We start from the raw sequence: 22,841 nt of genomic DNA, 5'->3' as shown, positions 1-22,841 counted from the left end.
CGCGGTCCTCGTCAAGTTCACGCGGGGGCAGGTGAGAGACCGGCTTGCGTGATCCCGCGCCTTGCGTATACGTTGTAAAAATAAGATCCAAACGCATTACCAGAGGAAACATCTCATGGCCCTGCCGCCCATTCTCTCCGAGCGCCTGCGTATTCCGGTGATCGCCTCGCCGCTGTTCATCATCTCGGGCCCGGAGCTGGTGATCGCCCAGTGCAAGGCCGGCGTCGTCGGCTCCTTCCCGGCGCTCAATGCGCGGCCGGTGAGCCAACTGGACGAATGGCTGGCCCAGATCACCGAGGAACTGGCCGACTGGGACCGCAAGAACCCTGACCACCTGTCGGCCCCCTTCGCCGTCAACCAGATCGTCCACAAGTCCAACAACCGGCTGGAGGAGGACGTGGAGCTGGCGGTGAAGTACCGCGTGCCGATCACCATCACCTCGCTGGGGGCGCAGCAGTCGGTCAACGACGCGATCCATTCCTATGGTGGCATCGTCCTGCACGACGTCATCAACGCCAAGTTCGCCCGCAAGGCCGTGGAGAAGGGCGCCGACGGCCTGATCCCGGTGGCGGCGGGCGCCGGCGGCCATGCCGGCGGCCTGTCACCCTTCGCCCTGGTCCAGGAACTGCGCGAGTGGTTCGACGGGCCGATCGCGCTGTCGGGCGCCATCGCCAACGGCCGCGCCATCCTGGGCGCCCAGGCAATGGGCGCGGACCTGGCCTATATCGGCTCGGCCTTCATCGCCACGCAAGAGGCCCGCGCCGTCCAGGGCTACAAGGACATGATCGTCGAGAGCAGCGGGGAGGACATCGTCTATTCCAGCCTGTTCACCGGGGTGCACGGCAACTACCTGCGTCCGTCCATCGCCCGCGCCGGTCTCGACCCTGACAACCTGCCCCACGGCGATCCGTCGAAGATGAACTTCGGCTCGGGCGGCAACACCGAGGCCAAGGCCTGGAAGGACATCTGGGGCTGCGGCCAGGGCATTGGCGCGGTGAAGGGCATCCCCACCGCCGGAGAGCTGGTGGACCGCCTGGCGGCCGAGTACGAGCAAGCCAAGGCCGAACTCGCCGCCAAGACGGCGCTCACCACCGGCAGGGTGCTGATGGCGGCCGAGTAGGCCTAAATCTGGAGGAGGGCCGCGATCTTGGCCCTGACGTCCGCCAGGACGGCCGGCGTGACAGCGCCGTGCCGCCTGGCGCGGCGGGCCCGCCAGTCCAGGCTTTTGACCTGATCGGATAGAATGGCGCTCGGCGGGTCTTGGGTCGCAATCACCTCAAAGGGATAGCCCTTGATACGCGACGTCATGGGACAGCAGATCATCATGCCGCGCATGCCGTTGTAGCGGGCTGGTGAGAGGACAAGGGCAGGGCGGTGGCCGGCTTGTTCGTGACCTGCCTGCGGATCGAACTCGAGCCAGACAACGTCACCGGCCTCCGGCACATAGCTCGCCACTACCAAGCCTCTCCGCCCACCGGTCCGCCGAAGTCGACATCTTCGGGGAAAGTGTCCTCAGCCATTCCGCTGAGAAGCTGGTCGAGATCGTACCTGGGCGCTTGAATGGGCTCGATGATCACCCGCCCATCCTCCTCGCGCACCTCGACCGCCTGATCCATGGATAGTGAGGCCGCAGCCATGATGGAGGCTGGGATTCTCACGGAAGCGCTGTTGCCCCACTTCTTGATCTGAACCCGCATGACATCCTCATGTGTCGACAATGTCGACACTCTGTCGGATCGGTCGAAGTGTCAACTTTGTATCGACATTCTCGTTAGCTCCCGGTCGAGGTGTACTTCGAGACGCCGAAGCGCCACGCCAGGAGCGACAGGCCGAGGAAGATGAACCCCGCCAGGGGCGCGACCGGCAGGAACCAGTCGGGCGCGCCCAGGGGATCGCTGCGCCCCAGGATCGCCAGGACGGGGTAGTAGGCGACGCAGGCCAGGGGCACGATGAAGATCAGGAAGGTCCTGAACCACCGGGCGTAGAGGGCGATGGGGAACTGCCCCGCATAGACGCCGCCATAGGTGAGCGCATTGACCGCCTCCAGGCTCTCCACGGTCCAGAAGGCCATGACCGCCTGCAGGACGAACAGCGCGCCGAAGAAGGCGATGCCGCCGGCGATCGTCCACAGGGCCAGCAGGACGGCCTGTGGCGTCCAGACGAAGTGTAGGCTGCTGGTGGCGATGGCCAGGATGATGGCGGCCTGGAAGAAGCGTCCGAAGCGGCTGATGCGGAAGTCGTGACCCACCAGTTGGAGGGCCGCCGACCGGGGCCTCAGCAGCAGGCGGTCGAAGGCGCCGGTGCGCACGAAGTCGCTGCCGAACACGTCGAAGCCCCGGGTCAGGAAGTCGGCGAAGGAAAAGCTGATGCCGATCAGGGCGTAGAAGAACATGATCTCGCCGAAGGACCAGCCCTTCACCGCGCCGAAGCGGTCGAAAAGCGCCCAGATCGAGACGATCTCGATGGCCGTCGAGGCGAGCTGCGCCAGCATCAGCATCATGGCCGAGGCGGGGTACTGCATCTGGCTGCGCATGGAGGCCGAGAAGTAGCAGCCGAGCAGGGCGATGGCGTTCACCGGTCTAGCCTCCCTGCACTTCAAGGCGGGCCATGACGCGGGCAAGCCAGAAGCGGCCCAGGACGATGAAGAGGGCGGTCCAGAACATCTGCAGCCCGATCCCCGCCCAGGCCATCTGGCCGGTGAGAGCAGCGAAATAGATGCGGTTTGGGATGTCGAGAACCCCAGCGAAGGGCTGGACGAGGAGGAAGGTGCGCAACGCGTCGGGATAGAGGGCCAGGGGCAGCAGGTTGCCGGTGAAGATGATCACGATCGGCTGCATCAGGAAGTTGATGCCGCGGGCGTTCATGGTGGCCACCACGATGATGTTGATCAGCATGATGATGGCGCAGGCCAGCGCGATGGCCAGGGTCTCCGACAGCAGGAACAGCAGGGCCGCCGACAAGCTGGCCGGCGGCTGCCAGGCCCACTGGCCCTGGCCCATCAACGGCAGGACGATGCCGGCGGCGAGGATCATCAGAGCGACGCGCGGCACGACCCGGGCGGTCATCCAGCCGGCGGCGCGGACGTACCAGAGGGCGTAGGCGTCCACGGGGCGAAGGCGGTCATAGCTGATGGAGCCGCTGCGGACGCCGTCGGCGATCTCGGGGTCTCCCACCCAGGGCATGACGGCCAGGAGCCCCTGGGCCAGCCAGGTGTAGGTGACGGCCTGGGTCAGGCTGATGGGGCTGGCGGCGGCGGCCTCAGGGGCGCCAAGGTAGAAGGCGGCAAGGACCATGACGTGGACCGCCCCGAACCAGCACTGGGTGAAGAATCCCGCGAGGGCGGCGGCCCGGTACTGCATCATCAGCAGGAAGCGCGAGCTGAACGCCGCGGCATAGGGGCGGAGAGCGTCCACGGATCACGCCTCGTTCGCGCCGTGCAGGTCGTAGAACTTGGCGATCACTTCCTCGATGGCCGGCTGCTCGACGTGGATGTCCTCCACCGCATGGCGGGCGGTGATGGCGGCGATCAGGACGGGGGCGCTGGTGATACTGGGGTTGAAGGCCAGTTCGAGCGACCGGCCGTCGCGCTTGCGGACTTCGACGCCCGGCAGGTCGAGGGTGGGCGCGTCGCCCGCGAAGTCCACGAACAGGCGGCGTTCGGCCAGGACGTCGGCGCGCAGGGCCTCGAAGGGGCTGTCGGCCAGCACCCGGCCGTGGCCGATGACGATCACCCGCTGCGCCAGGGCCTCGATGTCGTGCATGTCGTGGGTGGTGAGCAGAACGGTGACGCCGCGCTCCTGGTTCAGTTTCTTGACGAACTCGCGCACCGCCAGCTTCGACGGCGCGTCCAGGCCGATGGTGGGTTCGTCGAGGAACAGGATGGAGGGCTCGTGCAGCAGGGCCGCGGCGATCTCGGCGCGCATGCGCTGGCCGAGCGACAGCTGGCGCACAGGCTGGTCCAGCAGCTTCTCCAACCGCAGCATGGCCACCAGTTCGTCGCGGGTGGCTTTGTAGCGCGCCGGATCGACCCGATAGATGTCGCGGAGCAGATCAAAGCCGTCGATCACCGGCAGGTCCCACCACAGCTGGGTGCGCTGGCCGAACACCACGCCGATGCGGCCCACATGCCTGATGCGGTCGGCATAAGGGACCAGGCCCTCGATCTCCACGCGGCCGGAGTCGGGGCGCAGGATGCCTGAGAGGATCTTGATGGTGGTGGACTTGCCGGCGCCATTGGGCCCGATGAAGCCCAGCAGTTCGCCGCGCTCCAGGGCGAAGCTGACGTCCTTCAGGGCCTCGACCGTGCGCCAGCGGCGGCGCACGAGTCCGCGCACGGCCCCGAACATGCCGGGGTCGCGTTCCGCCACGCGATAGGTCTTCGCCAGGTCCTGAACCAGGATCTGGGGCATTGGGGGCCGCCTTCGATTTCAAAGAAGAGGCGGGACGCTATGGGCGCGCCTTGGCCTCGTCAATGGCGCCGCTTCCGGTTTTTCGACGCTGGCGTCAGGATGCCGGACGCCCCAAGGAGGCTTGGCCATGGTCTTCACCAAGAAGCTGCGCGACCCAATCATGCGAGGCGAAATCACCTGCAGCGTGCGCATCTGGCAGAGCCCCCGGGTGAAGGTCGGCGGGCGCTACCGGCTGGGGGAGGGGGCGGTGGAGGTGACCTCCCTGCGTCAGATCGAACTGACTGATATCACGCCACAATTGGCAAGAGACTCCGGCTTCGAGGGCGTGGTCGACCTCCTGAAAACCGCCAGGCATGGCCGTGGCGAGAAGGTCTATCTGGTGAGCTTCGAATACCGCCCGGACACCACTTTTTGAACGATGAAACCGCAGATTCCGTGGGGGCTTCGAATTTTGCACGCTTGCGTCTTTGACCGTCCTCTGCCACTGCGGATTCACTCACTTTGATAGGGACGACAATGGCGACTGGTACTGTGAAGTGGTTCAACGGAACCAAGGGTTATGGCTTCATCGCTCCTGAGGGCGGTGGCGGCGACGTTTTCGTCCACATCTCGGCGGTTGAACGCGCGGGCCTCGGCGGACTGAACGAAGGTGACAAGGTCAGCTTCGAAGTCGAGCGCGACCGCAAGAGCGGCAAGGATTCTGCCGCTCAGCTGCAAATCCTCTAGTTCTTGAAGGCGGGGCCGCCGGTCTCCGGCGCGCCCCGCCGTCTTGATCTCTACCGACCTGCCAGACAGGGCCGTCCGGCCCTGGCGGTCTCTGACGCTCTGGCGTCTATCTATTGCGGCTTGGCGCCCTTGGCGGTGTCGATGCGCGCCTTCTCAAGCTCCGCGCCCTCCGGCCCGTCAAGAGCGTCCCCGGCTTCCTTTGCTTTCTGCTCGACCTGGCCGGTCCGGACGAATTTCTCCTCGGCCTCGCGGAAACGGCGGGCGTCGTCGTCGTCGCCCTCGCCTTGAATCTTGCCCATGGGCGTTCTCCTCCGATCCTGACCAGAGGAACCCGGCGCGCGCGGGGCGGGTTCCGGCGCGCCGTTCCCCAGGGGGCTAAAGAAGGTCGCCGCCGGCCGCCGAGGCGGTGGTGCCGAACTGTTCGTAGGCCTTGATCACATTGCGGCCCACCGTCCAGCGGTGCACCTCGTCAGGCCCATCCACCAGCCGCTGGGAGCGGATGTGGGTGTACCAGGCCGCCAGCGGGGTGTCGGTGGAGTAGCCCAGCGCGCCGTGCAGCTGGATGGCGGTGTCCACCACCTTGTGGACCATGTGGGCCAGGAACACCTTGGCGATGGAATTTTCCTGCCGCAGGTCCATGCCGCGCTCGGCCTTATAGGCGATGTGCAGCAGCATCAGGCGGGCCATATAGAGCTCGCTGGCGCAGTCGGCGAGCATCCACTGCACGCCCTGGCGCTCCGACAGCTTCTTGCCGAAGGTCTCGCGCTGGGTGACGTGGGCGGCGGCCATGTCCAGCGCGCGCTGGGCCATGGCGACGTTGTGCATGCCGTGCCGCAGGCGGCCGTAGGCGAGGCGATGCTGGCCCATGTTGAAGCCCTGGCCTTCGCCGCCCAGCAGGTTCTCGGCCGGGATCACCAGGTCCTTGATCTCGATCTCGGAGTGGCCGCCGCCCATGATATGGCTGAGCGGGCCTTCCTTGGCCATGGTGCCGATGTCGCGCTTGATGATGTAGCCGGGGTTCGGCAGCTCCACGATGAAGGTGGAATAGCGCTGGTGGCGCGGGGCGTCGGGGTCGGTCATGGCCATGACGACGGCCATGTCGGCGGCGCTGGCCGCCGAGGAGAACCACTTCTCGCCATTGAGGATGTAGTTCTCGTTGCCGTCCTTCACCGCCCGGGTCTGCATACCGGTGGCGTCGGCGCCGGCCGCCTTCTCGGTCATCGAGTAACAGACGCGCTTCTCGCCGTTCAGCAGCGGCTTGAGGTACTTCTCCTTCTGGAACTCGGTGCCGTGGGCCAGCAGGGTCAGCATGGTGGCGTCGTCAGGGCCCTGGCTGTTCATCGAGAGCGCGCCGAGGTGGCTCTCGCCCAACTCCATCTGCACCAGGGCGTTGGCGAGCGGGCCCAGGCCCATGCCGCCGTATTCCTTGGGGATGAAGGGGAGCCAGAGGCCGGCGGCGCGGGCCTTGGTGCGCAGCTCGGCCAGGACGGTCTTAAAGGACTCCTTGTCCACCAGCCGCTTTTCGGCGGGGATGCACTCGTCGTGCACCCACTGGCGCACCTTGGCGCGGATGGCCTTGGCGTCTGCTGGAATCTCGAAGTCGATGGACATGGTCGCTCTCCGCCCTGTGGTTTTCTGGTTGGGCGAGAAGGTCGGCCGATCACGGCTAAGGCGCAAGCCTGCCCTGGCGTCAGAGGCGGGCGGCGAGATCGTCGAGGCTGTCCACGAACCACAGATGCCGGCCGCGGTTGGACTCGTAGACGAAGTCGCGTAGGGCGCTGCTGGCCGCGATGTGGGCCGAGATGTCGCCGACGATGGCCAGGGCCGCGCCGTAGTTGACGAACTTCTGCACGAACTCCCCGGCCAGCCGGGTGCTGAGGTCGAAGAACTCATCGGTCAGGCGGGACGCGGGCAGGGCGACGACCGCGACCTCCGCCCCATAGGCGTCGCCGATAATGTCGGTGGCGTCGCGGCCGGAAGACAGGCGCGGGCCGTCGGCGGCGCAGAGCCAGATGCGGGCGGCGTTGAGAATCTGAAGGCTCATGATTGGGTCACCGTCTCATGGTCGCGCTTTGAATGCTCATACCCCATATGAGCCGCGAGGGCCCGAGGTGGGCCCGTTTCTTTCCAAGGACGCCCGCATGTCGATCTCCCTCCACCAAGCCTCGATCCCGCTCTTCGTGCGCGGCCTGAAGAACCTCGCTCATCTGCTGGAGAAGGGCGCGGCCTACGCGACCGAGAAGGGGATCGCGCCGTCGGAGCTGATCGAGGCGCGGCTGGCGCCCGACATGCTGACCCTGGCCGCCCAGGTGCAGCGCACCAGCGACACCGCCAAGCTGTCGGGCGAGCGCCTGAGCGGCGTGGAGTCGCCCAAGATGCCGGACGAGGAAACCACCTTCCCGCAACTCCAGGAGCGGATCGCCAAGACCATCGCCTATCTGGAGAGCCTGTCTGTGGCCGATGTGGACGCCGGCGAGGGGCGGACCATCACTCTGAACTTCGGCCCCATGAAGCCGACCTTCAGCGGCCCCGACTACCTGTTCGGCTTCGCCCTGCCGAACTTCTATTTCCACGTCGTCACCGCCCACGACATCCTGCGCCACAAGGGCGTCGAGGTTGGCAAGCGCGACTATCTGGGCGCCGTCGCCTAGGGCCTTTCGGGCGGTCGGCTTGTGGGCGGGCCGCCCAGTCCCTACAGCACAGGTCCTCGTAAGGAACCCGGCATGAATGTTCGCGACGCCAATGGCGCCCTCCTGGTCGAGGGCGACTCCGTGACCCTGATCAAGGACCTCAAGGTCAAGGGCACCACCGTCACCCTGAAGCGCGGGACCCTGATGAAGAACATCCGCCTCACCGACGACGAGACCCAGATCGAGTGCCGCGCCGAGAAGGTCAAGGACCTCGTGCTGAAGACCGAGTTCGTCAAGAAGGCCTGATCCCGGCTGAACTTAAGACTCCCGCAGCAGCCTTTCGGCGGGCTGTTCTCGGCCTTGACCTCCATTCCAAGGCGCGCGCCGCCCCGAGTATTGCTGAGCGGGCCTTGGAAAGGTCAGATCGCGCACGCGGCTCGACCCTATAGCTGTTGTATGCGGAACACAGTTGGCGGGCGTGACAAAAGCGTCATCAACCCTTCGCGAATTGTGAGAAAGGCGCCCCTAGGTGTCTCCACCAAGCAAGGTTGGGGATAATCAATGTTTGGATTCAAAGTGGCGCTGTTCGGCGCCGTGTCTGCGCTCAGTCTGTCATCGGCCGCCTTCGCCGCCGATGCCGAGGCGCCAAGTGTCGATGAACTGGTGGTCACCGGGCGCCGCCCGATCGCGGAAAGCGTCGCGGCGGCCCTGGAGGCCCAGCGCAGTTCGGACTCCCTGGTTAGCGTCCTCTCGGCGGACGCGGCCGGCAACCTGCCTGACCAGAACATCGCCTACGCCATCGGCCGTCTGCCGGGCGTCGCCGTCCAACGCGATCAGGGCCAGGCCCGCTACATCAATCTGCGTGGCGCGCCGGTCTATTGGACGACCCTGTCGTTCGACGGCCTCAGCGTCGTCAGCCCTCAGGGTCGCGACTCGCGCTTCGACAACATCCCCACCGCCATCGCCAGCCAGATAACGGTTGAAAAGGCGATCACGCCCAATCTCGCCGGCGCCTCGGTGGCGGGCAATATCGATATCCGCACCCGTCGAGCCTTCGACTACCCGGGCCAGACGTTCACCGGCAAGCTTGGTTACGGCAAGGTTGAGCTGGGAGGTGGCAAGGAATTTGACTCCTCGCTGGTCTATTCGAACATCTTCGCGGACGGGAAGCTCGGCATTGTCGCGCAGGGCTCGTACTATATGCGCGAGATGGCAACGGACAACTGGGAGACCGATCCCTATCTCAGCAATACTGTTGATCCGAGCAAGCACTTCGCGCGAGAGCATGAAAACAAGCACTATCGACTGACCAGGGAGAACATCTCCGGGTCTCTGCGCGCCGACTACAGGATCGACGAGAACAATAGCGTTTTCGCCAGCACGATCTACACGCAGTATCACGACGATGAACTGCGCGACAATTTCATCTTCCGTCTCGACCAAGGCACGAACGCGGCGGGGGCGGGGTACGCAAGCGCCGCCAATATCACCGCCTCGGACCCGACCTTTGGCGTGTCCTACGGCGCCCGGATCAACGCCCGCATCGACTATCGCGACTCCGTCGAAGAGATGTCGACGACCACGCTCGGCGGCGAACATAGCTGGAGCGGATGGGACGTTTCCTGGCGGGCCAACTACACGGACACTTCGGACGGCCGCGACGCGCCGTTGACGGCGGCGTTGCAGAGCCCGTCCAGCTTCCTTCTGCGCCCGACCGTGCAATATGACTTCCGCGACGGCGACGTGAACACGGTGAAACTGTTCCAGACCCTGGGCACGACCACGGCCCGCGTCATGGGGGCCCAGGTCACCGACATCGAAGCCTTCCAGTTCCCTCTGACGAGCATCGGCAACCTGGTGGGCGCCGACATCACCCAGGCGTGGACCGGCAAGTTGGACATCAGCCGCGAGACCGAGCTGTTCGGGCGCGAGACCAAGGTGCAGTTCGGCGTCCTTTACACAGACCGCCAGAAGAAGTCGCGGGAGGCCGGTTACACCAAGTCCTTCACCACCGGGACCATCCCGACCTGGTCCACCTTCGCCACCGACATTGGCTATCTCGGCACCCAGAACCTCAACTACACCTTCCGATACACGGACAAGGGGTTCACCACCGCCTTTGTGAACAACCTGATCGCCACCGGCCAAGCGACGCGGACCGATACCCGCGGCAACTACTATCTGGTCGGAGAGGAGCTTGCGGCGCTCTACGCCATGGCCACCACCCAGTTCGATTGGGGCAACATCGTGTATGGCGCCCGGGTCGAGCAGGTGAAGAACACTGGCCAGGCCTATGTGACCTTCCCTGCGGCGGGGACGACGCCTGCCAACACCCGCCTAGTGCAAACCTCCAGCGAAGACACGATGGTCTACCCCAGCGTGCACCTGAACTGGAACGTCAATGACGAGGTGAAGGCCCGCCTGAGCTTCACCACCTCGGCCTCGCGCCCCGACTTCGATGATCTGCGACCGAATTTCACCATCAACGACGCCACCCAGTCGATCTCTGGCGGCAACCCGGAAGCCAAGCCGGAAAAGCAGATCGGCCTCGACGCCTACGTCGAGTGGTACATGACGCCTTCCGGCTTCCTCTCGGCGGGCATATTCTACAAGGACATCGCCGACGTCCTTGTGAAGCGCTCGAGCGTTTATGGGGCCACGACCCTGAACGTCCCGGGCATCGACCGATCGGGCTATGCGTATAACGCCATCGGCAACGGCGGAGACGGCCACCTTCAGGGCCTGGAACTCGCCTACACCGGCACAATCGAGACCTTCGCCCAGGCCAACAACCTGCCAGAGTGGATGGAAGGCTTCGGTACGAGCGTATCGGCGACCTTCACCTCATCGGAGGTCAGCCTGCCGGCCAACAATGGCGTCGCCTCCCGCAAGATCAGCCTGCTGGGCAGCTCGGACGCAGTCTACAACGTCCAGGCGACCTACGAAAAGTATGGGCTGTCGGTTCGCCTCGCCTACCAATATCGCACCCCCTGGGGCGAGTCGGTTGGCGACTACCAGACTATCGCCGGGGGGGTCTATCCCGTCGATAACGGAGACATCTTCTGGGACGCCGATGAGGAACTGGATTTCTCGGCGCGCTATCAGGTCAATGACATCCTCGAAATCTACGTCGACGGCGCGAACCTGACCAACCAGGGCTCCCGCCGGTACGGCGACCAGAGCCGCTACCCGATCGAGTTCGAGAAGTTCGGTCGCCGCTATACTGGCGGTGTCCGCTTCAAGTTCTGACCCCCGGCAGCATACTGCACGCCATCCGCCGGCCGTAGGCCGGCGGATGGCTCCCCCTATTCGAATCCAGGCTCTCCAATGCTACTCCGCGCCGCCGTCGTCGCCGCCCTGTCCCTGACCTGCGTCGCCTGCGCGGCGGTCTCCCCCGAGGCGCAGTCCGATTCTCCCAAGATGCTGGTTGGCCTTGGCGCCCCCGTTCCGGCCGCCGCTGAGACCCAGAACGTCGCCACCGAGCGCGGCGACGCCGCCGATGATCCCGAGATTTGGGTCGATCCCAAGAATTCTGACCGCGTGGTGATCTTCGGCACCGACAAGCAGGCGGGCCTCTACACCTATGACCTGGCGGGCAAGGCGACCGCCTTTATCCCCGACGGAAAGCTCAACAACGTCGATCTGCGTGACGGCTTTGCGACTCCCCAGGGCGAGCGCGTGCTCGTTGGCGCCTCCGATCGCGGCCGCATGGGCGTGGCCTTGTATCTCATGAATCCGGCGACCCTGACGGTCTCGCCGTGGGGGCTGGCCAAGCTCGACCTCACCGAGCCCTACGGCTTCTGTATGGGCCGACGCGGCGATGACTTCATCACCGTCACCAACGGCACCGATGGCCAGGTGCGCCAGGTCAAGATCGCCGTTGGCGCTGATGGCGCAATGGTGGCGACCGAAGAGCGCCGTTTTTCTGTCGGCAGCCAGACTGAGGGCTGCGTGGTCGATGACGCCAAGGGCGTGCTGTACATCGGCGAGGAGAACGTTGGCGTCTGGCGGTACGATCTGGATCCCGCCTCGACCGCCCCGCGCGTGCGGATCGCCGAGGCCCCGTCCCAGATGCTCAAGCCCGACGTCGAGGGGATGAGCCTGCTCCGTGAGGGAGAGAAGACCTGGCTGATCGTTTCCAGCCAGGGCGACAGCGCCTTCGCCGTGTGGCGAGTGGATGGCGACGCGCCCATCTACCGCGGACGTTTCTCGGTGGTCTCGGCTGCCGGGGTCGACGGCGTGACCGGCACCGATGGTGTCGCCGCCCACGCAGGTCCTGTCGGCCCCTACACCGCGGGGCTGGTGGTCATGCAGGACGATGTCGATGACCTGGGCGAGGCGGTGACGACCAACCGTGTGCGGCAGAACTTCAAGCTGGTTGACTGGCGCGACGTAAAATCGACGTTGAACCTCGACTAGGTTCCGGCTTCCCGCCGCGCTGCGGCGGGCAGAATGAACACCGAACTAGCTGCGATCCAGCTCCAGGCCGGGAAGGGTCCCCTCGGCGCGCCAGTCTTCCAGCACCTTGATGAAGGCGGCCGGTCCGGCGCCGTAGGAGCCGTTGCGGACAGCCAAGGCCGAGGGCTGGCCCTCGTTGTTGTAGTAGCCCGGGGTGCATTCCTCCTGGAACTTCTGGCGCATGATCGCCAGCGACAGGATCTTCTCCACCCAGGCGCTCTCGGCCTCCTGAGAGGCTTCGACGGTGCGCACCTGGTGGTCCAGGGCATGCTGGACGATGTAGGCGAAGTGCTTGGACTGCTCGTTCATCATGTGCGGGAAGTTGGCGGTGAAGCCGGACTGCGCATTGGAAAAGATGAAGCAGTTGGGGAAGCCGCGGGTGTGCATTCCGTGCAGGGTGGCCAGGCCATCCTTCCACTTCGCCGTCAGGGTCAGGCCGTCCTTGCCGTGCACCTCGTAGCCGGCGCGCCGCGTGTAGTCGGTGCCGACCTCGAAGCCGGTCGCATAGATCAGGCAGTCGAGCTCATAGTGCTGGCCGTTGGCCCAGACACCCGTCTCGTCGATGCGTTCGACGCCCTTCCCGTTGGTGTCGATCAGGTGGACGTTGGGGCGGTTGAAGGTGGCCAGGTAGTCGTCGTGGAAGCAGGGACGCTTGCAGAACTGGTTGTAGTAGGGCTTCAGCGCCTCGGCCGTTGAGGCGTCGCCGACCACGGAATCCACCCGGGCGCGGATCTGCTCCATCTTCTTGAAGTCCGCCAGCTGCATCAGCTCGGCCGGATTGACCGGACCGCCGGACGTCTCGGCGCGCTGGCGGGCGACGAGGCCGAGATTGCGGATGATGTCGGTCCAGCCGTCGTTGACCAGGTCCTCTTCCTGGTAGCCGCCCGACAGCAGGATGTTGAAGTTGTCCATTCGCCGCTGTTGCCAACCGGGCTCCAGGCTGCCCGCCCACTCCGGATCGGTGGGGGTGTTGTTGCGGACGTCGATGGAGGACGGGGTGCGCTGGAAGACGAACAGCTCGCCCGCGCCTTCGCCCAGGTGGGGCACGCACTGCACCGCTGTCGCCCCGGTGCCGATGATGCCGACGCGCTTGCCGGCCAGGCCGGTGAGGCCCCCGAAGCTGTCGCCGCCGGTGTAGGCGTAGTCCCAGCGGCTGGTGTGGAAGGTGTGGCCCTTGAAGGTGTCGACGCCGGGGATGCCCGGCAGCTTCGGACGGTGGAGCGGGCCGTTGGCCATGGCCACGAAGCGGGCCTTCATGCGGTCGCCGCGGTTGGTCTCGATGATCCAGCGGGCCGAGGATTCGTCCCAGGTCATGTTGGTGACTTCGGTCTGGAAGCAGGCGTTGTCGTAGAGGCCGAACTTCTCGCCGATGGCGCGGCTGTGGGCGAGAATTTCCGGGGCGCGGGTGTACTTCTCCCGCGGCATGAAGCCGACTTCTTCCAACAGCGGCAGGTAGATGTAGCTCTCGATATCGCAGGCCGCGCCAGGGTAGCGGTTCCAGTACCAGGTGCCGCCGAAGTCGCCGCCCTTCTCGATGACCCGGATGTCCTGGACCCCGGCCTCGCGCAGGCGGGCGCCGGCCAGCAGGCCGCCGAAGCCACCGCCGATCACCACCACCTCGACCTCGTCGGTGAGGGGCGCGCGGGTGAAGCCCGGGGCGACGTAGGGGTCTTCGAGGTAGTGGGCGTAGTCGCCTGCGATCTCGACATACTGCTCGTTGGCGTCGGCCCGCAGGCGCTTGTCGCGCTCGGCGCGGTACTTGTCGCTCAGGGCGACGGGATCGAAGCCGAGGTCCCCGGACGAGGGGGCGAGGGTGGTGTCCGACATGAGCTTTCTCCCTGGGCTCTTTGGCCTATTGGGAGGATTGGGCAACAGCTTGCCCGACGTAAGGCAAGCCGTGATCGCGCCCTCCCGTTCTAGGTGTTGGGCTCCGGACTGACCCTCACCAGCAGCTTGCCGTCGTGGGCGCCGGAGAACAGCAGCTTCACGGCCTCGGCGGCGTTTTCCAGGCCGTCCACTGCGTGGGTCTTCCACTTGATCTGGCCAGACGCCACCAGGGGGATCAGCTCGGCCATCGCCTCGGCGGCGCGGGGCAGGTAGTCGATGACGATGAAGCCCTTGATCAGGATGCGGCGCATCAGGACGCGGGCGAAGTCCTTGGGCCCCGGGATCTGGCCGTCGATGTTGTAGGTGGAGATCATCCCGCACAGCGGCATGCGGCTGAAGTTGTTCATGCGGGCGATGACGGCGTCCATGATCTCGCCGCCGACGTTCTCGAAGTTGATATCGACGCCGTTGGGCGCATGGCGGTCGAGCGCCGCGCCCACGTCCTCGTTGCGATAGTCGATGGCCGCGTCGAAGCCGAGCTCCTCGGTAAGCCAGCGGCACTTGTCTGGACTGCCGGCGATGCCGATCACCCGGCAGCCCTTCAGCTTGGCCAACTGTCCGACGATGGAGCCCACCGCGCCGGCGGCGGCGGAAACCACGACGGTCTCACCGGGTTGCGGCTTGCCGATGTCCATCAGACCGAACCATGCCGTCAGGCCCGTGGCGCCGAGCGCGCTCATATAGGCGGTCATCGGGACACCGGGGATCTGCAGGCTGGGGCGGGCCATGGCCGCGGGGAGGACGGTGTAGTCCTGCCAACCGCCGAGGCCGGGATTGACGATCTGCCCGACATGGAGATCGGGGCTGTTGGACTGTTCCACCACGCCGATGACTCCGCCGCGCATGACGTCGCCGATCTCGACGGGCGGCAGGTACTGGTCCTGGTCGCTCATCCAGATGCGGTTGGTGGGGTCCAGCGACAGGTAGGTGGTGCGGACCAGGACCTCGCCGTCCTTGAGTTCCGGAGTCTGGGTTTCGACCAGTTCGAGGTCTTCAGGGCCGATCTCGCCGGTCGGGCGGCGGCGCAGGATCCACTGGCGGTTGGTCGGCATGGAAGATCTCCCTTGTTCGTTGGGGAGACGATGCCGACCGCACGCCGGGGAAGTCGAGAGGCTTAAGGCTTGCTGGCCCGCCCATTCATCTCGTCGCCGGCGTCCTTCGGCAGGGGGATGAAGAACAGGATCGAGATGAAGGTGATGGCGCCGATGATCACGAAGGCCGGCGCGATGGTGGCCGCCGTCATGTGGGTCTGGCCCTTGGACACCATCAGCATGTGCAGCAGCAGGGCGGCCAGGCCGATGCCGATGGACTGCACCAGTTGCTGGGCCATGGAGGACGTGGTCGAGGCCCGGCTCATCTGGTGCTGCTCGATCTCCGCATAGGCCATGCCGTTGAGGCTTGTGAACTGCAGGGAGCGGAAGAAGCCGCCGATGGCGAGCACCATCAGCATGATCCAGTGCGGGGTGGAGGGCTTGAACAGGCCATAGGCCATGAAGCTGACGCCGACGATCACCGCGTTGACGATCAGCACGGTGCGGAAGCCGTAGCGGCGCAGGATGGGTGGGGCGGTGGTCTTCATCACCAGGGCGCCGGCGGCGCTGATGAAGGTCATCAGGCCCGCCTGGAAGGCCGAGAGGCCAAAGCCGATCTGCAGCAGCATGGCCAGCAGGAAGGGCGTCGCCCCCATGGCCACCCGCATGAAGGCGCCGCCGACCACCGAGGCGCGGAAGGTGGCCAGTTTGAAGATCGACAGGTCGATGATCGCGTGGGGATTGCTCTTGGCGTAGAACCAATAGGCGGTCAGCGCTCCGAAACTGCCCAGGAACAGGCCCGCCACGACGCCGGGGGGGAGGGAGCCGCGGCCGACGTTTTCGAAGCCGAAGATCAGGCCGGCGAGGCCCAGGCCGGTGAGCAGGATGCCGATCCAGTCGATGGGGGAGACGTCCTGTTCCTTCACGTTGGGGACATAGGCGCGGACCAGCAGGACGCCGGCGACGGCGATCGGCAGGTTCATGAAGAAGATCCAGCGCCAGTCGAAGAAGGTGACGATTGCGCCGCCGACGACCGGGCCGATCACGGGGCCCAGCAGGGCCGGCATGGTGAGGACCGACATCGCGCCCACCAGCTCGCTCTTGGGGGTGGTGCGCAGCAGGACCAGGCGGCCGACCGGGCCCATCATGGCGCCGGCCATGCCCTGGAAGATGCGGGCGATGACCAGCTGGTTGAGGTCTTGCGCAAAGCCGCAGGCCGCCGAGGACAGGGCGAACAGCACCATGGCGATCATGAAGATGCGCTTGGCCCCGAACTTGTCGGCGACCCAACCGCTGATGGGCAGGAAGACCGCCGAGGCCAGCAGGAACATGGTGATGGCCAGGTTCAGCCGCAGCGGATCCTCGTGCAGCGACCGGGCCATCGTGGGCAGGGCGTTGGAGATCACCGTGGCGTTGAGGGTCTGCATCAGCAGGGCCGAGCCGATGATGGCCGGGACGATCCAGCCGCGGACGGTGGCTGAGGTCGTGGGCGCGGCCTGGGCTTCGACGGGGACTTCGATCTCACTCATGCGTCGAGGCTCAACAATTGGAGGAGAGGGCCGGCGGCGGCGTCGAGCTGGCGGCGCGCGTCCTCGGGAAGTTTCGCGAGGCGGGCGGCCAGCCAGTCGTTGCGGTGCTGGCGGATGGCCTCGAGCTGGGCCTGGCCCGCCGGGGTGACGGCGAGGCCCGAGCGGCGGCCGTCGGTGGCGCTGTCGGCGCGGGCGATCCAGCCGGCGGCCTCCAGGCGCTTGATGTGGCCGCTCATCGTGGGGCGCGACAGCTGTTCGCGGTCGGCCAGGTCGCAGACGCCGACGCCGGGATTGCGGCCGATCTGGTTGAGCAGCAGGGCGTCGAGGGCCGAGACTCCGGCCTTCTGGGCCTCCTGGCGCAGGCGGCGCGAGACCCGCAGCAGAGCTGGCCGGAGGGTCTCGGCCAGGGCGACCGGGTCGTGGGTCGTGGTGGGCATCGAGTCCCGCAGATATAGTTAGGTTGGCGAACTACCTATAATCCGAGGGCGGAGGGGTCAAGGCGCTCGCGTCGCGCACGGCCCGCTGCGCGGCGCGGACGCCGGCGATCAGGGCGAGGGTCTGGCGGCGCAGATCGCGGACGAGGGCCTCGCAGGTCTCAAGCTCTTCGTGCAGGTCACGAGTGGCGGCTTCACGGGCGCGTTCGCCGTTGGCGTGGAGGCCGCGAGCCGCGCCCTGGACCTGGGACACCGCACTGACGAACCGGCCCTGGGCGGTGTCCCGCCACCGCCGCCGCGCGGCGAGCTTGGCGTGCGCCTCAGCCAGCAGGGCCTCTTCCGCACGCGGCTCGGCCGGGGCCGGCGCCATGCCCGACCAGGCGACCCCGCTCGCGCGCCGCGCCTCCCGTGCGCGCCAGGTGAGCCGGGCGCGATCGAGGGCGCGTTCGGCGATCAGGATCTCGATCAGCTCAGGGTCGTGCCGGTCCATCCCAAAAATGTATAAAAAATACAAGATTTCGCAAAGTCGGATCTCGGATTTCTTGCCCCCGCGAACCACCGGAGGGCGAGCTAGCCGCGGATGATGATCCGGCGCGCCTGATAGGGCGGGATGATCGCGGTGATGTGGGCGGCCCAGCGCAGGCGGGCGTCGTGGCGGGTGGGGCCGGCCAGGCTCTCCAGGTCGAACCGGCCGGGCTCGCTGCCGCGCAGCAGGCGCTTGACCAGGACCTCGTCGGTGTCGGTCTCGACGACGACGACATGGCCCAGCATGTCCGGGGTGGGGGGGAAGTGTTGGTTCTCGAAATAAATGAGCGCGCCGTCGTCGGCCAGCCCGCGCATGGAGTGGCCGGAGACCTGGACGGCGACAGCGTTTTCCGTGCCCCCAGGAGGGATTGGGGCGAGATCGTCAGCCTCCTGGCCGGTAGCGTAGAGGATGACGCCCTCGGGGTTGGCGCCCACCATGCCGATCACCTTGACCAATCCCGGCCCCGCACCCGGCCGCATGGCGCCCGAGGCGTCATAGAGCCATTCCGGGCGGACCCCGAAGGCCGCGGCGTACTCCTTGGCCTTGCGGTAGGAGAAGGGGGCGTTGCCGTTCTCGTTGGAGGCGTAGGTGTTGCGGTTCCAACCAAAGGCCTCGGCGGCCGCGGCGGCGGTGTCGAAGCCCTTTTCGGTGCGCGCGACGCGGAGGCGTTGGAAGCGTTCGTCCATGACCTAAAACCTAAGGTGGAAATTCTGTACGGAAAATACAGATTCATGTTGCCTGTTTCCTGTATGTTCTATACAGTTTCTGAATGCAACGGGAAAACACCAAACCAAGGCCCGCCGACGCGCAAGATTACGCCGCCCTACGTCAAAGTGGGACGTCACCCCTCCGCGCCAGGACTCAACTGAGCCTCGAAGATTGGCAGGCGCGGCGGTTCGAGAAACTGTTTCGGGCGCGCAGCGCACGGGGGGCGGGGGACAGCCAACTGCCGAAGTTCGCGCGGCATGACGCCCATGTGGCCGCGGTGCTGGCGGCGGGCGGATTCTGGGCGTTCTCGGAGCGCCGGCTGGGCCGCGACGGCGTGGCGGTCTGCCTGCCGATGATCGCCCCGCCCAGGGGCTGAGGCCCAGACTGCGGTTTCAACACCAATAGGGGAGTTCAGCGCATGAGCCGCACGGCCCATCTGGCGCGCCTGGAGCGCGAGCGTCTTCTGGTTCTTGAGCGGCGGGGCAAGGCCCGGGCCGAGGCCCTGGCGGTTCACACGGGCATCGCCGAAACCGTCGCCCTGTCGCAGGCGCGCGGGGCGGCCATCGAGGCGCCGGCCAATCCGCGTAAGCCGCATCGGCGGCAGGCCGGCCTGGAATGGCTGGTCGGGCAGGGGCGGCTGAACGACCGGCAGAAGAGCGCCGGGGAGCGCTACGGGACCTATTACCGCCGCGTCCAGGCCGGGACCGCGATCGGGTCGAGCCTGGACATCAAGCATGGCGACAATCCGCAGGGGACCAGCATCAGCGAGGTGCTGGTCCAGGCCGAGGCGCGGATGGCGGCGGCGGCGAAGCTCGCCCTCTATCGCCGCAAGCTGCACCAGCATCCGGTTCTGCTGGCCGCCTGCGACCTGGTCTGCGGCGAGGAACTGACGCCGCGGGAGGCCGCGCGCACCGACCGCGAGGCGGGTCGGCTGGAGGCGGTGCTGGAGGTGGCTCTCGATCTGCTGGCGGAGGACGGAGCGGCTGCGGGCGCGTGTCCCGCGCACGGCTTCCCAGAGCCCGATATTCTCGGTGACTTCCGTTAGGACTCCCGTGCCTGATCCCTCAAAGGCCTGGGACCCCTCGGGCGGAACAAGGTCAGGGAGGCCGGCATGGCGGATCAAGATGTGCTGTTGGTGGAACGTCGGGGCGAAACCGACTTCGTGACGCTGAACCGGCCCGAGCGGCTGAACGCCCTGAACCAGCCGCTGTCGGACGCCCTGTTGGCCTATTTCGAGGCGCGGCGGCGCGACACCGAGTGCCGCGTGATCGTGCTGGCCGGAGCGGGGCGGGCGTTCTCCTCCGGCGCGGACCTGAAGGCCGGCGGCCAGCCGGACCGGCTGCGGGATGGGCCCAACGGCGACTGGATGCTGCGCGATACGCTGAAGGCCATGCGCGCCTGCCCGCAGCCGATCATCGCCCTGGTGCATGGGGCGGCGGCCGGCGGCGGCCTGGCCATTGCTCTGGGCGCCGATGTCATCGTGGCCGGCGCCAGTGCGGCCTTCCACCCAGCCTTCATCAAGATCGGGCTGTCGGGGTCTGAGCTGGCGGTGAGCTGGCGGCTGCAGCGGACCATGGGGATTTCGCGGACCCGCGAGATGCTGCTGACCGGCGAGCCGATGAACGCCGAGGAGGCGCATCGCGTGGGCCTGGTTTCCAAGGTGATCGCCGACGAGGGGCTGGCCGCCGAGGGCGACCGCCTGGCGACGGCCATGCTGAAGGCCGGCCCCGACGCCCTGCGGATTTCCAAGCGCACCTTCGACGCGACCCTGGAGGGGATGAGCTTCGAGAGCGCCCTGGAACTGGAGGAACGCGGGCAGATCCAGATGATCCGCGGGCGGGTGGCGGCGGTGGCGATGCCGAGTGCATAGTTGTTCCTCATCCTTCTCCCCTTGCGGGAGAAGGTGGCCCTGCGGAGCAGGGTCGGATGAGGGGTCGATCGGCCTATCGGGTTAGGGCGATCGGGTGACGCGGCGAGGGGAGTGTGACCCCTCATCCGACCGGTCTCCGACCGGCCACCTTCTCCCGCAGGGGGAGAAGGACTTGACCGTGCTTCCCCCTACTTCCCCATCACCTTGGCCCGCAGGCGGCGCATGCCGCCGAGCCAGCGGTCGTAGTCGCCGGCCTTGCGCTGCATGTAGGTGAGCACCTCGGGGTGGGGGAGGATCAGGAAGCGTTCGGCGGCTAGGCCCTCGACGACGTGGCCGGCGACCTCCTCGGGGGTGAGCACGCCGTCCAGGCTCTGGGGGGAGCCGGAGCCGCCGGCGCGCAGCATGGCGGTGTCGACGCCTTGCGGGCAGAGGATGGAGACCTTGATGCCCTGGTCGCCGTGGGTAATGGCGAGGCTTTCAGCCAGGCCGACGGCGGCGTGTTTCGTCGTGGAATAGACCGCCCCGCCGATCTGCGAGAGCAGGCCCGCCGCCGAGACGGTGTTGAGCAGGTAGCCTTCGCCGCGGGCGATCATGCCGGGCAGGACGGCGCGGGCGGCGTGGACGTGGGCCATCACATTGACCCCCCAGGCGCGGGCCCAGACGGCGTCGGGGGAGGAGACCGCGTTCTCCCGGTCCGGGTCACCGTCGCCGACCCCGGCATTGGCGCAAAAGAGGTCGATGCGGCCGTGGGCGGCCTCGACGGCGGCGACCATGGTGGCCACCTGGGCGCCGTCGGAGACGTCGACGGTGTAGGCGGTTCCGCCGATCTCGGCGGCGACGGCCTGGGCGCCCTCGGCATTGCGGTCGACGACGGCGACGTGGGCCGCGCCCTCGGCGGCGAAGCGGCGGGCGAGCGCCGCGCCGATGCCCTCGGCGGCGCCGGTCACCACAACGATCTTGCCCTTCACGTCCATGTCTCGTCTCCGTCCCGTGTGTCTCGTTGCGCCTGGGGTAGGGCGGCGAGGTCGCCAAGGCAATGGTCTCGGCGGGTCCGTGAGCTCAGCTCACAAGCAAGGGCGCGAGATGTCGTTTGATCGGGCGGGCCCGATCCCGGATCGTCGGGGCCATGAGCGACATTCCCCTGCACCTGGCCCAGTCCTTCGACGAGGTGGCCGATCTCTATGACGCGAACCGGCCGGGCTATCCGGAGGCGGTGTTCGTCGACCTGATGGCCGAAGCGCGGCTGGGTCCGGAGGATGCGATCCTGGAGCTGGGCTGCGGGACCGGGCAGGCGACGCGGGGACTGGCGCCCTTTGGCCGCCGCGTGCTGGCCATCGATCCCGGGCCCGAGCTGGTGGGGGTGGCGAGGCGGTGGCTGGAGGGTTTTCCCCATGTGCATTTCGCGGTCTCGACCTTCGAGGATTGGGCGCCTCGGCTTTCGGCATATCGGTTGATCGTCTCGGCCCAGGCCTTCCACTGGATCGATCCCGGCGTGGCCCTGCCCAAGGCCGCCGCCGTTCTGGCGCCGGGCGGGGTTCTGGCCTGCTTCGCCCATGTGCCCGAGCCGCCGCCGGCGGCGTTCCTCGGCGCGTTCGAGCCGATCTATGGGCGGCTGGCGCCGGAGCTGTGGGTCGATCCGCCGGAGCGCTGGTACTGGCCCGACGGCGCCTTCGCGAAGAGCCTGGCGGCGAGTGGGCTGTTCGGAGCCGCTGAGCATCGGGTTTACCCGGCGACGCGGAGCTACACGGCGAAGGGCTTCGTGGACTACCTGCGCACGCGGTCGGACTATCGGGCGCTGGGGCTCGAGCGGCTGGACGCCCTGCTGGCGGCGGTGGGCCACGCGGTGAGGGACGGGGGCGGGGTGATCGAGATGGAAATGCCCGCGCACCTGCATATGGCGCGGCGACTCTAACTCCCGCTCGTCCCGGCGAAGGCCGGGATCCAGGTCATAGGTCACGATACTCAATCAGGATTCCCGGACGCCGATGATGAATCTGGGTCCCGGCCTTGACTGCTTCGCGCCGCCCTGCGGGTCGCCGGGATGAGCGGTTGGGGGCGCCTTGGCCGATCCAAATGTTCTTCGTTTGTTCTTGACGGGCTCGCGCGGTTTCGGGCGGCGTCTCGGCGACCAGGAGCCGCGCCAGGACCTCGTCGGCCGATCCTCGGAAATCAAGTTCCACCGTCCGACCCGTGGCGTCGTCGAAGACCAGAATGGGCTCGCGGCCGTCGTCGTGGGCGGTCTTGGCGGCCAGGGCGACCTTCTGGAGGTCACCAGCGGCCAGGCCCTGGTGTCCGGCGAAGGCGGTGTAGGTGGCGGCTTCGTCCATCGGGCGCCTCGGTGAGCTCCGCGCCGCTGAGGCGCTCGGAATATTACCCGGATATATAGACGAGCGATGATCGCTCGCAACCTCAGGCGTGATCCATGAAGACGATTCTCTCGCTGCTGGCCGCTCTGACCCTTTCGGGGTGCGCCAGCCTGACGCCAGAGCAGGGCGTGAAACTCGGCGTCGATCTCTACTGCGCCACCCTTACCGACGCCGGAAAGCAGGTGATCCGAGACCGGGTGACGGCCGGGACGCGCGTCCTAGCCTGCCCGACGGGCGCAGAGCCCGCCCGCCCGTAGGCCGTGCCAT

General features: G+C 66.9%; 28 protein-coding genes. 12 read left to right on the top strand and 16 right to left on the bottom strand.

Going from position 1 to position 22,841, the window contains the following annotated elements:
* The first annotated feature begins 115 nt into the window (after positions 1–115).
* The gene (locus tag JKL49_RS13770) at positions 116–1,120 is read left to right on the top strand and encodes an NAD(P)H-dependent flavin oxidoreductase (RefSeq protein ID WP_215341192.1); all 1,005 of its coding nucleotides are present in this window, start codon (positions 116–118) and stop codon (positions 1,118–1,120) included.
* A 2-nt stretch (positions 1,121–1,122) separates the two neighbouring features.
* On the opposite strand, the gene mazF is transcribed toward JKL49_RS13770, so the two are convergent.
* The 5 genes from mazF to JKL49_RS13745 form a co-directional block, all read right to left on the bottom strand.
* Positions 1,123–1,455, bottom strand: coding sequence for an endoribonuclease MazF (mazF, locus tag JKL49_RS13765; RefSeq protein WP_215341191.1), 333 nt, complete (start codon positions 1,453–1,455; stop codon positions 1,123–1,125).
* Entirely contained in the window at positions 1,455–1,697 is a 243-nt protein-coding gene (locus JKL49_RS13760; RefSeq protein WP_215341190.1) for an AbrB/MazE/SpoVT family DNA-binding domain-containing protein, read from the bottom strand. Before JKL49_RS13760 ends, mazF begins: the two co-directional genes overlap by 1 nt.
* 74 nt (positions 1,698–1,771) lie before the next feature.
* On the bottom strand, positions 1,772–2,575 hold the full coding sequence (locus tag JKL49_RS13755) for an ABC transporter permease (RefSeq protein ID WP_215341189.1): 804 nt from the start codon (positions 2,573–2,575) through the stop codon (positions 1,772–1,774).
* Between the two features lie 4 nt (positions 2,576–2,579).
* Positions 2,580–3,413, bottom strand: coding sequence for an ABC transporter permease (locus tag JKL49_RS13750; RefSeq protein WP_215341188.1), 834 nt, complete (start codon positions 3,411–3,413; stop codon positions 2,580–2,582).
* A 3-nt stretch (positions 3,414–3,416) separates the two neighbouring features.
* Positions 3,417–4,409 carry an ABC transporter ATP-binding protein gene (locus tag JKL49_RS13745; RefSeq protein ID WP_215341187.1) on the bottom strand — a complete coding sequence of 331 codons (993 nt, stop codon included), beginning with the start codon at positions 4,407–4,409 and terminating at the stop codon, positions 3,417–3,419.
* Positions 4,410–4,536: 127 nt separating this feature from the next.
* On the opposite strand from JKL49_RS13745, the gene JKL49_RS13740 reads away from it, so the two are divergent.
* Together JKL49_RS13740 and JKL49_RS13735 are read left to right on the top strand one after the other, a co-directional pair.
* Positions 4,537–4,824 carry an ASCH domain-containing protein gene (locus tag JKL49_RS13740; RefSeq protein WP_215341186.1) on the top strand — a complete coding sequence of 96 codons (288 nt, stop codon included), beginning with the start codon at positions 4,537–4,539 and terminating at the stop codon, positions 4,822–4,824.
* Between the two features lie 101 nt (positions 4,825–4,925).
* Positions 4,926–5,135 (top strand): cold-shock protein, encoded by a 210-nt coding sequence (locus tag JKL49_RS13735; protein ID WP_215341185.1) that lies wholly within the window; start codon positions 4,926–4,928, stop codon positions 5,133–5,135.
* A gap of 110 nt (positions 5,136–5,245) precedes the next feature.
* On the opposite strand, the gene JKL49_RS13730 is transcribed toward JKL49_RS13735, so the two are convergent.
* From JKL49_RS13730 to JKL49_RS13720, 3 genes are all read right to left on the bottom strand, one after another.
* The gene (locus tag JKL49_RS13730; protein WP_215341184.1) at positions 5,246–5,434 is read right to left on the bottom strand and encodes a hypothetical protein; all 189 of its coding nucleotides are present in this window, start codon (positions 5,432–5,434) and stop codon (positions 5,246–5,248) included.
* Positions 5,435–5,510: 76 nt separating this feature from the next.
* Positions 5,511–6,746: an acyl-CoA dehydrogenase family protein gene (locus JKL49_RS13725; protein ID WP_215341183.1), complete on the bottom strand. Its 1,236-nt coding sequence runs from the start codon at positions 6,744–6,746 to the stop codon at positions 5,511–5,513.
* 79 nt (positions 6,747–6,825) lie between these two features.
* Positions 6,826–7,179, bottom strand: a complete 354-nt coding sequence (locus JKL49_RS13720) for a DUF4180 domain-containing protein (RefSeq protein WP_215341182.1) — start codon at positions 7,177–7,179, stop codon at positions 6,826–6,828.
* A 97-nt stretch (positions 7,180–7,276) separates the two neighbouring features.
* On the opposite strand from JKL49_RS13720, the gene JKL49_RS13715 reads away from it, so the two are divergent.
* The 4 genes from JKL49_RS13715 (at position 7,277) to JKL49_RS13700 (ending at position 12,184) form a co-directional block, all read left to right on the top strand.
* Positions 7,277–7,786 carry a DUF1993 domain-containing protein gene (locus JKL49_RS13715; protein ID WP_215341181.1) on the top strand — a complete coding sequence of 170 codons (510 nt, stop codon included), beginning with the start codon at positions 7,277–7,279 and terminating at the stop codon, positions 7,784–7,786.
* A 72-nt stretch (positions 7,787–7,858) separates the two neighbouring features.
* Complete coding sequence (locus JKL49_RS13710) at positions 7,859–8,071, top strand: alkylphosphonate utilization protein (protein ID WP_215341180.1); 213 nt, start codon at positions 7,859–7,861, stop codon at positions 8,069–8,071.
* A 255-nt stretch (positions 8,072–8,326) separates the two neighbouring features.
* Positions 8,327–11,014, top strand: a complete 2,688-nt coding sequence (locus JKL49_RS13705; protein ID WP_215341179.1) for a TonB-dependent receptor — start codon at positions 8,327–8,329, stop codon at positions 11,012–11,014.
* Positions 11,015–11,092: 78 nt separating this feature from the next.
* Positions 11,093–12,184, top strand: coding sequence for a phytase (locus tag JKL49_RS13700; RefSeq protein WP_215341178.1), 1,092 nt, complete (start codon positions 11,093–11,095; stop codon positions 12,182–12,184).
* 45 nt (positions 12,185–12,229) lie between these two features.
* Here JKL49_RS13700 and JKL49_RS13695 read toward each other — a convergent pair whose 3' ends face one another.
* The 6 genes from JKL49_RS13695 to JKL49_RS13670 form a co-directional block, all read right to left on the bottom strand.
* A complete protein-coding gene (locus JKL49_RS13695) occupies positions 12,230–14,050 on the bottom strand; it encodes a flavin-containing monooxygenase (protein WP_215341177.1) in 1,821 nt (606 codons plus the stop codon).
* An 89-nt stretch (positions 14,051–14,139) separates the two neighbouring features.
* Positions 14,140–15,162, bottom strand: coding sequence for an NADP-dependent oxidoreductase (locus tag JKL49_RS13690; RefSeq protein WP_215341176.1), 1,023 nt, complete (start codon positions 15,160–15,162; stop codon positions 14,140–14,142).
* 62 nt (positions 15,163–15,224) lie between these two features.
* Positions 15,225–16,670, bottom strand: coding sequence for an MFS transporter (locus JKL49_RS13685; protein ID WP_215341175.1), 1,446 nt, complete (start codon positions 16,668–16,670; stop codon positions 15,225–15,227).
* Positions 16,667–17,107: a MarR family winged helix-turn-helix transcriptional regulator gene (locus tag JKL49_RS13680; protein ID WP_215341174.1), complete on the bottom strand. Its 441-nt coding sequence runs from the start codon at positions 17,105–17,107 to the stop codon at positions 16,667–16,669. Before JKL49_RS13680 ends, JKL49_RS13685 begins: the two co-directional genes overlap by 4 nt.
* A gap of 31 nt (positions 17,108–17,138) precedes the next feature.
* Complete coding sequence (locus JKL49_RS13675; RefSeq protein ID WP_215341173.1) at positions 17,139–17,594, bottom strand: hypothetical protein; 456 nt, start codon at positions 17,592–17,594, stop codon at positions 17,139–17,141.
* Positions 17,595–17,674: 80 nt separating this feature from the next.
* Positions 17,675–18,316, bottom strand: a complete 642-nt coding sequence (locus tag JKL49_RS13670) for a S24 family peptidase (RefSeq protein ID WP_215341172.1) — start codon at positions 18,314–18,316, stop codon at positions 17,675–17,677.
* An 83-nt stretch (positions 18,317–18,399) separates the two neighbouring features.
* Here JKL49_RS13670 and JKL49_RS13665 point away from each other — a divergent pair, with 83 nt between their 5' ends.
* The 3 genes from JKL49_RS13665 to JKL49_RS13655 all read left to right on the top strand — a co-directional run bounded on the left by JKL49_RS13665 (position 18,400) and on the right by JKL49_RS13655 (position 20,208).
* Positions 18,400–18,714, top strand: a complete 315-nt coding sequence (locus JKL49_RS13665) for a hypothetical protein (protein WP_215341171.1) — start codon at positions 18,400–18,402, stop codon at positions 18,712–18,714.
* A gap of 42 nt (positions 18,715–18,756) precedes the next feature.
* Complete coding sequence (locus JKL49_RS13660; protein WP_215341170.1) at positions 18,757–19,383, top strand: hypothetical protein; 627 nt, start codon at positions 18,757–18,759, stop codon at positions 19,381–19,383.
* A 66-nt stretch (positions 19,384–19,449) separates the two neighbouring features.
* Positions 19,450–20,208: an enoyl-CoA hydratase/isomerase family protein gene (locus JKL49_RS13655; protein ID WP_215341169.1), complete on the top strand. Its 759-nt coding sequence runs from the start codon at positions 19,450–19,452 to the stop codon at positions 20,206–20,208.
* Positions 20,209–20,396: 188 nt separating this feature from the next.
* Here the strand turns inward: JKL49_RS13655 and JKL49_RS13650 are convergent, their stop codons facing one another.
* Positions 20,397–21,182 carry an SDR family oxidoreductase gene (locus tag JKL49_RS13650; protein WP_215341168.1) on the bottom strand — a complete coding sequence of 262 codons (786 nt, stop codon included), beginning with the start codon at positions 21,180–21,182 and terminating at the stop codon, positions 20,397–20,399.
* Between the two features lie 152 nt (positions 21,183–21,334).
* Between JKL49_RS13650 and JKL49_RS13645 the strand changes: the two genes are divergently transcribed.
* A complete protein-coding gene (locus JKL49_RS13645) occupies positions 21,335–22,120 on the top strand; it encodes a class I SAM-dependent methyltransferase (RefSeq protein WP_215341167.1) in 786 nt (261 codons plus the stop codon).
* A 34-nt stretch (positions 22,121–22,154) separates the two neighbouring features.
* Here the strand turns inward: JKL49_RS13645 and JKL49_RS13640 are convergent, their stop codons facing one another.
* On the bottom strand, positions 22,155–22,535 hold the full coding sequence (locus JKL49_RS13640; protein WP_215341166.1) for a DUF2239 family protein: 381 nt from the start codon (positions 22,533–22,535) through the stop codon (positions 22,155–22,157).
* Positions 22,536–22,630: 95 nt separating this feature from the next.
* Here JKL49_RS13640 and JKL49_RS13635 point away from each other — a divergent pair, with 95 nt between their 5' ends.
* Positions 22,631–22,831: a hypothetical protein gene (locus JKL49_RS13635; protein ID WP_215341165.1), complete on the top strand. Its 201-nt coding sequence runs from the start codon at positions 22,631–22,633 to the stop codon at positions 22,829–22,831.
* The last annotated feature ends 10 nt before the right edge of the window (positions 22,832–22,841 follow it).

Source organism: Phenylobacterium glaciei (assembly GCF_016772415.1).
Classification (GTDB): domain Bacteria; phylum Pseudomonadota; class Alphaproteobacteria; order Caulobacterales; family Caulobacteraceae; genus Phenylobacterium; species Phenylobacterium glaciei.
The sequence above is the reverse complement of the archived record's forward strand: the minus strand, read 5'-3'. Positions and strand labels throughout refer to the sequence as shown.

What these genes read in the sequence shown, in the direction of transcription:
- JKL49_RS13725 (WP_215341183.1), bottom strand. Translation starts at nt 6,746, where the DNA reads ATGTCCATCGACTTCGAGATTCCAGCAGACGCCAAGGCCATCCGCGCC.
- JKL49_RS13720 (WP_215341182.1), bottom strand. Translation starts at nt 7,179, where the DNA reads ATGAGCCTTCAGATTCTCAACGCCGCCCGCATCTGGCTCTGCGCCGCC.
- JKL49_RS13650 (WP_215341168.1), bottom strand. Translation starts at nt 21,182, where the DNA reads ATGGACGTGAAGGGCAAGATCGTTGTGGTGACCGGCGCCGCCGAGGGC.
- JKL49_RS13710 (WP_215341180.1), top strand. Translation starts at nt 7,859, where the DNA reads ATGAATGTTCGCGACGCCAATGGCGCCCTCCTGGTCGAGGGCGACTCC.
- JKL49_RS13690 (WP_215341176.1), bottom strand. Translation starts at nt 15,162, where the DNA reads ATGCCGACCAACCGCCAGTGGATCCTGCGCCGCCGCCCGACCGGCGAG.
- JKL49_RS13675 (WP_215341173.1), bottom strand. Translation starts at nt 17,594, where the DNA reads ATGGACCGGCACGACCCTGAGCTGATCGAGATCCTGATCGCCGAACGC.
- JKL49_RS13705 (WP_215341179.1), top strand. Translation starts at nt 8,327, where the DNA reads ATGTTTGGATTCAAAGTGGCGCTGTTCGGCGCCGTGTCTGCGCTCAGT.
- JKL49_RS13740 (WP_215341186.1), top strand. Translation starts at nt 4,537, where the DNA reads ATGGTCTTCACCAAGAAGCTGCGCGACCCAATCATGCGAGGCGAAATC.
- JKL49_RS13680 (WP_215341174.1), bottom strand. Translation starts at nt 17,107, where the DNA reads ATGCCCACCACGACCCACGACCCGGTCGCCCTGGCCGAGACCCTCCGG.
- JKL49_RS13770 (WP_215341192.1), top strand. Translation starts at nt 116, where the DNA reads ATGGCCCTGCCGCCCATTCTCTCCGAGCGCCTGCGTATTCCGGTGATC.
- JKL49_RS13715 (WP_215341181.1), top strand. Translation starts at nt 7,277, where the DNA reads ATGTCGATCTCCCTCCACCAAGCCTCGATCCCGCTCTTCGTGCGCGGC.
- JKL49_RS13700 (WP_215341178.1), top strand. Translation starts at nt 11,093, where the DNA reads ATGCTACTCCGCGCCGCCGTCGTCGCCGCCCTGTCCCTGACCTGCGTC.
- JKL49_RS13760 (WP_215341190.1), bottom strand. Translation starts at nt 1,697, where the DNA reads ATGCGGGTTCAGATCAAGAAGTGGGGCAACAGCGCTTCCGTGAGAATC.
- JKL49_RS13685 (WP_215341175.1), bottom strand. Translation starts at nt 16,670, where the DNA reads ATGAGTGAGATCGAAGTCCCCGTCGAAGCCCAGGCCGCGCCCACGACC.
- JKL49_RS13655 (WP_215341169.1), top strand. Translation starts at nt 19,450, where the DNA reads ATGGCGGATCAAGATGTGCTGTTGGTGGAACGTCGGGGCGAAACCGAC.
- JKL49_RS13670 (WP_215341172.1), bottom strand. Translation starts at nt 18,316, where the DNA reads ATGGACGAACGCTTCCAACGCCTCCGCGTCGCGCGCACCGAAAAGGGC.
- JKL49_RS13745 (WP_215341187.1), bottom strand. Translation starts at nt 4,409, where the DNA reads ATGCCCCAGATCCTGGTTCAGGACCTGGCGAAGACCTATCGCGTGGCG.
- JKL49_RS13735 (WP_215341185.1), top strand. Translation starts at nt 4,926, where the DNA reads ATGGCGACTGGTACTGTGAAGTGGTTCAACGGAACCAAGGGTTATGGC.
- JKL49_RS13730 (WP_215341184.1), bottom strand. Translation starts at nt 5,434, where the DNA reads ATGGGCAAGATTCAAGGCGAGGGCGACGACGACGACGCCCGCCGTTTC.
- JKL49_RS13695 (WP_215341177.1), bottom strand. Translation starts at nt 14,050, where the DNA reads ATGTCGGACACCACCCTCGCCCCCTCGTCCGGGGACCTCGGCTTCGAT.
- JKL49_RS13660 (WP_215341170.1), top strand. Translation starts at nt 18,757, where the DNA reads ATGAGCCGCACGGCCCATCTGGCGCGCCTGGAGCGCGAGCGTCTTCTG.
- JKL49_RS13645 (WP_215341167.1), top strand. Translation starts at nt 21,335, where the DNA reads ATGAGCGACATTCCCCTGCACCTGGCCCAGTCCTTCGACGAGGTGGCC.
- JKL49_RS13635 (WP_215341165.1), top strand. Translation starts at nt 22,631, where the DNA reads ATGAAGACGATTCTCTCGCTGCTGGCCGCTCTGACCCTTTCGGGGTGC.
- JKL49_RS13640 (WP_215341166.1), bottom strand. Translation starts at nt 22,535, where the DNA reads ATGGACGAAGCCGCCACCTACACCGCCTTCGCCGGACACCAGGGCCTG.
- JKL49_RS13665 (WP_215341171.1), top strand. Translation starts at nt 18,400, where the DNA reads ATGCAACGGGAAAACACCAAACCAAGGCCCGCCGACGCGCAAGATTAC.